Here is a 10,932-nt window from a genome sequence, read left to right on the forward strand (position 1 = left end):
GCGGACTATCAGGAAGTGGCGGATGAACACGATCCCTCCCGTACCCGCGAAATCATTGTCGGAAAACCGAATCTGTCCCTGCTGCGGGGTGATGAAAGCCGCGAGCATTATTCTGCGTTTCGGCTGGCCAGCTTTGAGCAGCAGGGGGATGGCCGTTACGCCCAGGTGGAAAGCTATGTTCCACCTGTGGTGACGTTGCAGGGCAGTGAGCAGTTGCAGGCCTGGATGGCACGGATCCGCGATCTGCTGTCTGCCCGGGTTCGCCAGCTGTCTCAGCAGCGCAACAGCTACGGCGACATCGCTGATATGGGCAGCCGGGAAATGGGCCAGTTCCTGCGATTACTGCAGTTACGCCCCGCTCTGGCCACGCTGGACCATCTTATCCAGCAGGAAAGTAGCCAACCGGAAACGCTTTACCGTGAAATGTTGCGGCTGATCACCGGCCTGAGAGATTTTCAGCCTGATATGCCGGAGCTTGAGTTACCACTGTACCAACACGGGGATCTGGGCTCCGTATTCACAACTCTAGAAACTCTGTTGCGCGAATCCCTGGCACAAAGTGCCAAAACCGCCAGTACCGCACTGTCCCTCAATCAGGAAAGCCCTGCCTTGTTACTGGCGGAAGGCGTCCCCTGGAGCAATCTGGACAAGCAGCACCTGTACTTGGGTGTGTATCACGAATCCGAAGACCCGAACTGGGTGACCGATTTTTCCCGCCAGGCAAAATCCGGCAGCCGTGAAGACCTGGAGCTGATTTTGGCTTCCGCGCTGCCCGGAATCCGGCTGACCCATACCCAGCGTCCTCCCAACAAATTACCGGTGAAAAGTGGCTTTGAATATTTCCGCTTCGAACCTAGCGGTGAATTTTGGCCACGGGCCATGGAAGCGGAAAGCCTGGCGGTGTTCCTGCCCGGTCAGTTCCAGGGTAGCCGTTTTGAACTGCTGTGCGTGGAGGACTGATGATGAGCGATTCTCTCGTGGCAACCACCAATCCGCTGCTGGAATGCACCGCTCACCTTTTCACATTGGTGATGCCTCTCCGAGCGGGCGGTAGTGATGCACCGGATGATCTTTACGAACAGGTTTTGAACGGGTTCGACCAGTTCGAGCGGCTGGCCTTTGAGCGGCAGATCCCTACCGCCGATGTGCAGAACGCCAAGTTCGCCATTGCCGCCTTTATCGACGAGGCGGTCATGGCCTCGTCTTGGCCACACCGTATGCAATGGATGTCTCAGCCACTGCAACTGAAGCTCTTTGGCGAGCATCTGGGGGGCGAAGCGTTTTTTATCAAGCTGGGAGAGCTGCGCCAGCGTGGCGAGCAGAACCTGCACCTGCTCGAACTGTACTACGTCTGTCTGCAGCTGGGGTTTGAAGGCGTCTACAAGTTGCGTGGCCTGGAGCAGCTGATGGCGCTACAGGTTGACCTGCGCAGTCAGATTGATGGCCACCGGGGCGTGGCGGATCCGCGCCTGGCACCCAACGGTGCGGCCCGCGAGCATGTGCTGGCCCGGGTAGGGCGTCAGATCCCCTACTGGGTCATCGCGGCGGTGACCGTGGCCATCGTCTTTTTCAGTTACACCGGCTATACGGCCGTCAGCATGAAAAGCGCCAGTGATGCCGCCGCAGACATTGCCCTGTTTCGCGAAAACCTGTTGACCTCGCCTTCCTACTCCTCGCTGTCAGAAGGGGACCTGAAATAATGTCGCTGGGCTCATTCTCTCAAATCCTGAAAAAACTTGTGCTGTCTCGCTTTGGCAGTTCCGCTATTGGTCTGCTGGCGGTGATCGCCTTGATCTGGTTTGCCGGTCCGCGTTTTGGACTTACCGGCACCAACCGGTATCTGGCAGTAGCTGCTGTGGTGGCAATATTTGTTCTGATAGCGGGTATCCGTTTTCTGCTCGCCCGCAGGCATGGATCGCGGTTACAGAAAGAAATTGGGGGCGGCGATGGCAGCGATGATGTAGATGCCCTCAAGGAAAAAATGACCGATGCCATCTCCTCGCTAAAGTCGTCGCAATTGGGTGCTGGCTACCGGGGCAGTGCCGCTCTCTATGCCTTGCCCTGGTACATGGTTATCGGGCCGTCTGCAGCGGGGAAAAGTACCTTGCTGCGCAATTCCGGCCTGCATTTTCCCTATGCCGATGCGGATGACCTGCATTTTCGAGGGGTGGGTGGTACACGCAACTGTGACTGGTGGTTCTCTGATCAGGCTGTGCTACTGGATACCGCCGGGCGCTACACCACCGAAGAAGATGATCGACAGGAATGGTTTTCTTTCCTGGAAATGCTGCGCAAAGAGCGTAAGCAAACGCCAATCAACGGTGTCATGGTGGCGATCAGTGTGGCGGACCTGCTAACCGCTGACAGCGAAGCCATGGAACGGCATATCAAGATCATCCGTGAGCGCATCAATGAGCTCATGGAGCGGTTGGGGCTATTGTTCCCGGTGTTCATCGTCTTCACCAAGACGGATCTGATTCCCGGTTTCGAGGAGTTTTTCGAGGACCTGAGTGACAGCGAGAGGGAACAGATCTGGGGCGCTTACCTGTTGGAAGAGGGCGCCGACTCCAGTCCTGCCGAGCAGTTCGAAAACCATGCCCGGGAGCTGTATCAGAAGCTCTGCGATCTACGCTTGCGCAAGCTGTCCATGCAGAGAAATCTGGAGCGCAAGGCTGCCTTGTACGGTTTCCCGGATCAGTTTCAGGTGGCCGCAGAAAAACTGTCGGAATTTATCAACCTGTTGTTCCGGGACAACCCCTATCAGGAAATGCCTCGTTTTGCCGGCGCCTATTTCACCAGTGGCACCCAGGAAGGCACACCCCTGACACGTCTGGTGGGGAACATTCGCCAGGCCTTCGGGCTGGCCAGCCAGGAACGTACGGCACGCAGTACCCCACCCAAACCCTTCTTTATCCACCGTTTTTTCACCGAGGTGGTCATTCCGTTGCAAGGCGTGGCTCAGGGCAACCGCCGGAGCCTCATCTGGCAGCGCGGTCTGAAAACCCTCTCCATGGGCGTTGCCCTGTCGATGGTGGTGGGCACGCTGCTGTTGTTGGGGGCTTCCTACGGGACCAATAAAATGCTGCTCGACAAGGGGGTGGCCTTGTCCCAGAAGGCAACCCTGGCCTTGCAGGATGACCGCTACGATAGCCTGGAACGGTTTCAGGTGCTGGACGCGCTTTACCAGCATTACCAGCAGCTCATGGCCTATGAAGAACGCAAGCCCTGGCGTTTTCGCTTTGGGGTCTATACCGGAGATCGCCAGCTGCCGGAGTTGCAAGACCTGCTGATGACGTCCATGGACGTGCTGTATCGGGATACCGCTATCCAGTCACTGGAGTATGCACTGGAAAATCATGCCAGAGCTTGGGAATCCTCGGATCGTCAGGGGCAGGAAGCGATTCGGGAAGATTACTACGCGGCCCTGAAAAGCTATCTGATGCTGTCACGGGCGCCGCAGCGCATGCAGGCGGATCAGGCTGTCCCGGTGCTGAATCGTTTGTGGCTCGATCGTAAGGGTCTGCAGGACAAAGAGGTGTTCAAGAAGGCGGATAGCGATACCTCTCACTCCCTGTACGGCATTGCCCATTTCTATCTGACTGGACGGGCTGAGCGGGATCAGCGCTGGCAAGCTCGTCAGGAACTAATCGATCAGGGGCGAGCTCACCTGAAAACCCCGCCTAATGCCCAGCAAATGTATGCCCAGGTTATTTCCAAAGGCAGCACCGAGCTAAAACCTTATGGCATCGAGGACATGCTAGACCGCAATGCCCGCAAGGTAATCGGTGCGAGCACCAAGGTCGAAGGGGTATACACCCGCCATGGCTGGGAAGAGTTTGTCATGCCGCAAATTGATGCCCGGATTGAATCTGCCACTCGCGGTGACTGGGTCCTCACCGGCCAGTACGGTCTGCGTGAGGGCGAAGATGCGGATGGCCAGTTGATTGATGAAGCCCTGGCGACGGAGCTGCGTGCACAGATCCGCGATCTGTACTTCAGCGACTATGCCAAATCCTGGCTGAGCTTCCTTTCTGATGTGCGTATCAAACGCTTCACCTCCCTGGATGACGGGGTGAAAAAGCTGGATCGCCTTTCCCGGGGGGATGGCCCCATCGGTCAGCTGATGAACCAGACCAGCAAGAATCTGGCACTTTATGAAGCAGCGCCGGATCTGGTGGGTGGCGCTGTTGAGGCAGCAGCTCTGGAAAAACGCAGCACCATCAAGGCACTGGACGAGCGCACCACCGAACTGCGTCGCTTCACCAAAGCGGCGGAGGAACGGTCTGTCAGTGAACTGATTCATCAGTACCTGCTGATTGTATCTGCCCTGAAAACCGACATGGAGCGACTGTCCCTCTCCGTGGATGTGGGGCGTGAGGCAGAAGTCTACGCGGGCAGCATTCTCGGACGGGGTGGCTCGGAAACCGAACTTTACAAGAGCTGGGTCACCATCAGCAGTTTGCTCAGCGGTGCGGACGTTACTACCCGTGAAGCACTGCGTCCGCTGTTCGAAGGTGCGATGCGGGAAAGCTGGCGCAATGTGTTGGTGGAGGCCCGTGGTGGCATCGCCGATCAGTGGCAGACTGAAGTGGCCAGTGTGTTCGACAGCCGTCTGCGCAAAAAATTTCCCTTCGCTGAAAAGGGCCGCGATGCCACCCTGGATGACATGGCCGATTTCTTCCAGCCAGGCAATGGTCGGCTGTGGCGGTTTGTCGACGAGAGCTTGAGTCCTTTCCTGGAACAGACCCGACGTGGTGGCTGGACAGAGCGGCAATGGCTGAACCAGGGGCTGGGTCTGTCCAAACAGTTCATGGGCAGCTTGGCTTCGGCCCAGGTGATTACCGAGAGTCTGTTTGGTCGGGGTGGCCGCCGTCCGGAAATGAGCTTCTATCTGTACCCGCTGCCGGCCCGTGGTGTCAGTGAGATCATGCTGGAAAGCAACGGTCAGTCCTACCGTTACCGCAATGGTCCCCAGGAATGGCGCCGATTCACCTGGCCGGGTGACCAGAACACTCTGGGTGCCCGGGTAGCAGGGGTGTCCCGCCGTGGGCAGGTTCGTGATGAGGTGAAGGTCAGCGGCCCCTGGGCATTGTTCCGCCTGCTGAATCAGGCCGCCATTTCCCGGGAAAGCAGCTCCGAGTTCGTGTTGCAGTGGGAGCTTAACGGTGGGCTCAGCGATCCGCTGGTGGTGCGTTATCGGCTACGTGCTGACCGTCAGGCTAATGTCTTCAGTCAGCGGGTGCTGAGCAGTTTCAATCTGCCCCATGACATGTTGCGGCCTCTGGTGCCGTCCGCGGGCAGTGTGTTGGAGGCGGGCTGATGCTGGGATTCCTGAAACAGCCCAAGCCTGTTGCCGCCAGTATGACGGTGGCGAGCAAGCCGAAAATCGCGGCCTTTGGCAAACTTCCCATTCGTGCGGATTTTATCAAGCTCAATGTGGTTGAGCGGGAAATTCGCGAACTGGATGGTTGGGTGCAGGAAGGTTATGCATTGATTTCCCGGCGCCTGAATGGCGCCCAGGGGGAGCAGGCGTTTCCCTCTGCCGGCATCCATCATCTGGTGTTTTCAGCCACAGAAGAGCGGCGCCCTGTATTGGCCACCATTGGCCCGGGTAGTGACCAGAGCGGACGCTGGTATCCCTTTCTCATTAGCACCGTTACCCAGATTCCCTATCTGAAAGAAACCCAGGCGGCCGTGCCGGTGGTGTATCAACGGTTTTACCAGCAGTCCGCCTCTGTGATTGGGCAGCGCTGGAAGACCGAACCACTGGATATTCTGCTGGGCTGCCTGGAAACCATTGCCGGGGAATGCCATCAGGATGAGCGATCACAGGCGGTCAAGCAGGAGCTGGGGTTACTGCGTGCCACCCCGGTGGACTGTATTCATGAGCTGGCCGCTGCCTACGGCAATACGGCACTTTTTTATCAAGGCGTTTGCGACCTGCTGGCCAATGTCATGCGTCGTGGGCCGGCAAGAACCGGTTGGGGTATTCGTCTGCCATTACCGGGTGGAGAACACGGGCAGGTATGTCTGGTGTTCTGGCTGCGGTTGATCGACAGCTTGTTGGGTGGCAAGTGGTCGGCCAATTATTTCTGGCGCTGGGGGCAGGAAGGGGCGCAGGGGCAGTTGATCCTGTTTTTCCGCCGCGTCCCCCCCAGTTTTCTGCCTTACCTGTTTGACCCGACCCTGCGCGACGGCAATGTGCAGACCCTGTCCGACATGCTCAAGGGAGCGGTGACACCGTCCCAGCGAGCCAGAGATCTGGCGGCACTGGAGCAGGGAAGCTTGCTGGACCTGCTCAGCCGCTTTGTCAGCGGAGGCCAACTATGAGCAAGACGCAGAGCGAACTGCTGGCAATCCTGTCGCAGTGGGAAAACCGGGAAGCCGGTGAAGATCCCCGTTACAGCGACGGTTTTGCCCAGTTGCGCGGAGAAGTGGAAAAGCTCAGCGGCAATGACTTCGAGCGAATCCGCGATCTCTCCCATGCTGTGCTTCGTGAGCAGGCCCTGGACCTGCGGGTGCTGGCTTATACGTCACTGGCCTACGCCTACCTGTATGGCGTCAAAGGGCTGGCAGATGCGTTGGCAGGCTGGTGCTGGGCAATTGAATTTGCCTGGGAAAATTGTCATCCCGCCCGGCCCAATGCTCGCCTGGGCGCTTTTGAATGGCTGAGAAATGAGCGTTTCCCGGTTTATCTGAACAAGCATGTCTGCAACCAGGGTGAGCTGGAACAACTGGAAAATGAGCTGACACGCTTTCATTCCTTGCTGGATGACAAAATTGATGACGGCCCCCGTCTGAAAGCGATAACTGACTGGTTGGCCGAGCAGAAGAAAAAGCAGCCGGCGGCTACGGAGTCGTCTTCTCCAGAAAAAGACAATGCGGATCAACCACAAGCAGAGCCCACATCGCAGACGTCTAGAGGCCGTGAATCCGCTACCGGGCCGACGGCACCGGTGGGCAATATCGACAACGACAAGGCAGAGCAGAAAGCCCTGCGCGAATTGCTGGCCTGGTATCGCCACGAAAAACGCTATGAACCCATGGTGCGCCTGTCTCGTTCCATGCGCTGGTCCGCGTTGACGGTGCCTCCCGCGGACAAGGGAAAGACCCGCATCGCACCGCCGCGTCCGGCTTCGCTGAATGCGGTGTCCTCGGCACTGGAGCGTCAGCAATGGGATGAAGCCCTGCTGGCTGCTGAGCGGACTTTTCTGGAACCGGGTGGGCAGTTCTCTCTGGCGTTGCAGCACGCCGCTTTCCAGGCCGCTCAAAGTTTGGGGATGGGCAACCTGGCGGATCTGATCAGCCGTGAGTGCCGGGCCTTGCTTACTGCACGGCGCGATCTGATCAAGTTGCAGTTCAGTGATGGCACACCCTTTCTGGATGGCTCCGCTGCTAACTGGGTGGAATCGCTGATGTCCGATGACAGCGACAGCACTGCCAGTGATGACAGCCTGTGGGCTCAGGTGGGAGTGGAAGCCGCCGCCGCCAGTCAGCAGGACGGCTTGGTGGCTGGCCTCAAGGTGATCGACCAGACGCCGACCCGGGGCAGGAAAGCCCGCTCAGAGCAGGATCTACTTAAGGCCGAGCTGTGTCTGCTGAACCAGCGCCATGATCTGGCGTTGCCTTTGCTGGAGGCCGTTGCAGAACGTCTGGATGACCACGGCATACCCGCCTGGGAGCCCACGTTTGCCCTGCGGGTCTGGCGCTTGCTGCAGCAGGCGCTGCGTGCCCAGGACAACAACGAGCAGACTCAGATGCGGCTGGAGCAGATCGGTCAGCACATCAGCCGCACCGATATCACCGCCGCGGCAGCCATGCTGTAACGGCATTCATGTTCATGGATCGACAAGTCAACGAGGGGAATCATGTCTAAAAGCTTTCAGAATGAAGTGCCGCGGGCACGGGTCAATATCACCCTGGATCTGGAAACCGGTGGTGCCAAGAAGAAACTCGAACTGCCGCTGAAACTCCTGGTAATGGGGGACTACAGCAACGGTCAGGCGGAAGGGCGGCTGGCCGAACGCGAGCGGGTACGTATCGACCGTAACAACATCGACGATGTGCTCAAGGACATGGCTCCCCGAGTGAAATACACGGTGGACAACCAGCTTCGTGAAGACGGTTCCGAAATCGAAGTGGATCTGGCCTTCGACAGCTTCAAGTCCTTCAAACCGGAAGCGGTGGCCCAGAGCATCCCGCAGCTCAACGACATGCTGGCCATGCGTAGCCTGCTCAAGGATCTAAAATCCAACCTGCTGGATAACAGCAAGTTCCGCCGCGAGCTGGAGCGCATCGTCAAAAATCAACCCGAGCTGGAATCCCTGATGGGCCAGCTGGAATCCCTGGTGCCACTGGATGGCGAAAGCAGCGGCGAATAAGCGCAGTGCAGCAAGGAGAGATTGCATGAGTAAACAACAGACGCAACAGACTACCGCCGAGGTGGAAAGCCAGGAAGAAGGCAGCATCTACGAGCGCCTTTGCAGCATGGTAGATATCAACCCGGTAGGGCAGCCACTGACCCTGCAGACCTTTCACCACAGCGAAAATCTGGCGGAAGTGCCACTGGAGCAGCGGCTGACGGCGGCGCTGCAAGTCTTTCTTGACCTGGCCAGCCGTAGCGACAAGTTCGACCGAATCGACAAGACCCTGCTGGATCAGTACATCGCTCGCATCGACAGCGCCATCAGTACGCAGCTGGATGCTGTCATGCATCACCCGGAATTCCAGAAAGTGGAATCCGCCTGGACCTCGCTGAAATTCCTGGTGGATCGTGCTGACCCCAAAGCCAACATTCGCGTGGAGCTGCTGGATTCCAGCAAGGATGATCTGGCAGAGGACTTCGAAGATGTGCCGGATGTGACCCAGTCCGGATTGTTCAATCACCTCTATATTCAGGAATACGACACTCCCGGCGGCGAGCCCATGTCTGCGGTGATTTCGAACTTTGAATTCGATTGTTCGGCGCCGGATATTTCCCTGCTGACAGAAATTTCCCGGGTGGCGGCGGCATCCCATTGTCCTTTCCTGGGTAGTGCCGGCAGCAAGTTCTTTGGTAAAGATGCCATCGAGGAAGTGCCCAAGATCCAGGATATCGGCAGCTATCTGGAAAAGGCCGAGTACACCCGCTGGCGTAGTTTCCGGGAAAGCGAAGATTCCCGCTATGTGGGCCTGGTAATGCCACGTTTTCTGCTGCGTCTTCCCTATGGGGAAAGCAATCCGGTGCGCCAGTTCAACTATCAGGAAAGCGTGGCTGGTGAAGACCACGAGAAATACCTGTGGGGGAATGCCACCTTCGCTTTCGCATCCAATATGGCACGCAGTTTCAAACAGTACGGCTGGACGGTGAATATCCGGGGCCCGGAAGCGGGCGGCAAGCTGGAAAAGCTGCCACTGCATCATTACGACGTGGGGCGTGGCACCCAGGCGAAGATTCCTACGGAAATCCTGATTTCCGAAACCAAAGAACTGGAATTCGCCGAGGAAGGCTTTATTCCGCTGAGTTTCTACAAGAACAGTGACTACGCTTGCTTCTTTTCAGCCAATTCCACCCAGAGACCGGCGGAATATACGACAAAAGAAGCCACCGCTAACTCACGCATAAATTCGCGTTTGCCTTACATCTTCCTGGTGTCGCGTCTGGCACATTACCTCAAGGTTTTGCAGCGCGAGAACATCGGTGCCAGCAAAAGCCGCCAGGAACTGGAAAACGAACTCAATGACTGGCTCCAGGGCCTGGTCACCAAGATGAACAATCCGGACCCGGAACTGGTGGCCAATTACCCGCTGCAGGATGGCTATGTGAAAGTGCAGAGCATTCCCGAAAACCCGGGCTACTACCGGGTGGACATGGCCGTCATGCCGCATTTCCAGATCGAAGGGGTGGATGTGCGCCTGTCACTGGTGTCCCAGTTACCGGCAGGCAAAGACGGCTGATCACTTTGGCAGGCAGAGAGTTTCAGACGCTCCCTGGCTGCATGGAACACATCCTTGAGCCGTGAGTGACAACAACGTTGTTGCCCTGGGGGGAGGGTGTGCGGGGCTGGCATCAGCCGGCCTTTGATAAAACTGAAACTGAACAGGAGGTTTTCTTATGGCGATTCCCGCCTATATGTGGATCAAGGACGATCAGGGGAGCGAGATTGAAGGGTCTGTTTCCATTGCAGATCGGGAAGGGAGCATCGAGGTGCTGCATTTCGATCATGAGCTGCGTATCCCCACCGATGGCGATACCGGTTCCCTGACGGGTACCCGCAAGCATGAGCCCTTTGTCTTCACCAAGGGCTTCGATAGCGCGTCGCCGTATCTGTACAAGGCTTGCAGCAACGGTCAGACCCTGAAGGAACTGGTGCTGCGCTGGTTCCGCATCGACGATACTGGTACCGAGAAGGAATATTTCCGTCACACACTCAAGGACGTGAAAATTACTTCGGTGAAGCCGGTCATGCACAACGTGAAGGACATCGATAAGGAAAGCTATCCGCATCTGGAAGAAGTGTCCGCGCGCTACGCAGCGATCACCTGGACCTATGTGGACGGCAACATCGAGTTCTCTGACTCCTGGACCGAAGGCCGCTAAGAGCCCGGGGGCGGATTCCGTCCGCTCCCTCCCAATCCATTTTGTTGCATCACGAGGGATTATGTCCGCTGCCCTGTTCGAGATTATTCATAGCCGGTTTGCCGATGGCACACCGGTGGCGTCGCTGGAAGGCCGCGAGGCTCGCCTGCGTAGCATCCACGATCATCTACAGCGATTGCTAAATGCCCGCTATGACGTTCTGGAGCACCTTCCCGAACACGGTTTGCCGGATTTACCGTCTCTCTATGATGCCTTGCCCTATTCAATCGACACCCTCGCTCGCCTGGTCCGCGAGACCATCGTTCGCTTCGAACCGCGCTTGAAACATATCCAGGTAACGGCGCGACGGGAGA

General features: G+C 57.6%; 9 protein-coding genes. All 9 read left to right on the forward strand.

What is annotated here, in order from left to right; translation table 11 throughout:
- Positions 1-960 (forward strand): type VI secretion system baseplate subunit TssK (tssK, locus tag ACFE0K_RS11200; protein ID WP_434536145.1); only part of this gene is annotated, 960 nt, incomplete at its 5' end.
- Positions 961-962: 2 nt separating this feature from the next.
- Entirely contained in the window at positions 963-1,700 is a 738-nt protein-coding gene (gene icmH, locus ACFE0K_RS11205) for a type IVB secretion system protein IcmH/DotU (protein ID WP_434536146.1), read from the forward strand.
- A gap of 38 nt (positions 1,701-1,738) precedes the next feature.
- Positions 1,739-5,320: a type VI secretion system membrane subunit TssM gene (tssM, locus tag ACFE0K_RS11210; protein WP_434536147.1), complete on the forward strand. Its 3,582-nt coding sequence runs from the start codon at positions 1,739-1,741 to the stop codon at positions 5,318-5,320.
- Entirely contained in the window at positions 5,320-6,330 is a 1,011-nt protein-coding gene (tagF, locus tag ACFE0K_RS11215; RefSeq protein ID WP_434536148.1) for a type VI secretion system-associated protein TagF, read from the forward strand. The genes tssM and tagF overlap by 1 nt, the downstream gene beginning before the upstream one ends.
- The gene (locus ACFE0K_RS11220; protein WP_434536149.1) at positions 6,327-7,826 is read left to right on the forward strand and encodes a type VI secretion system domain-containing protein; all 1,500 of its coding nucleotides are present in this window, start codon (positions 6,327-6,329) and stop codon (positions 7,824-7,826) included. Before tagF ends, ACFE0K_RS11220 begins: the two co-directional genes overlap by 4 nt.
- A 42-nt stretch (positions 7,827-7,868) precedes the next feature.
- Positions 7,869-8,381, forward strand: coding sequence for a type VI secretion system contractile sheath small subunit (tssB, locus tag ACFE0K_RS11225; protein WP_372636464.1), 513 nt, complete (start codon positions 7,869-7,871; stop codon positions 8,379-8,381).
- 25 nt (positions 8,382-8,406) lie between these two features.
- Complete coding sequence (gene tssC / locus ACFE0K_RS11230) at positions 8,407-9,936, forward strand: type VI secretion system contractile sheath large subunit (protein WP_434536150.1); 1,530 nt, start codon at positions 8,407-8,409, stop codon at positions 9,934-9,936.
- 157 nt (positions 9,937-10,093) lie between these two features.
- Positions 10,094-10,579, forward strand: coding sequence for an Hcp family type VI secretion system effector (locus tag ACFE0K_RS11235; RefSeq protein WP_290510958.1), 486 nt, complete (start codon positions 10,094-10,096; stop codon positions 10,577-10,579).
- A 61-nt stretch (positions 10,580-10,640) separates the two neighbouring features.
- Positions 10,641-10,932 (forward strand): type VI secretion system baseplate subunit TssE (gene tssE / locus ACFE0K_RS11240; protein WP_434536151.1); only part of this gene is annotated, 292 nt, incomplete at its 3' end.

The sequence above is a fragment of the Alcanivorax sp. genome (genome assembly GCF_051117345.1).
GTDB lineage: Bacteria > Pseudomonadota > Gammaproteobacteria > Pseudomonadales > Alcanivoracaceae > Alcanivorax.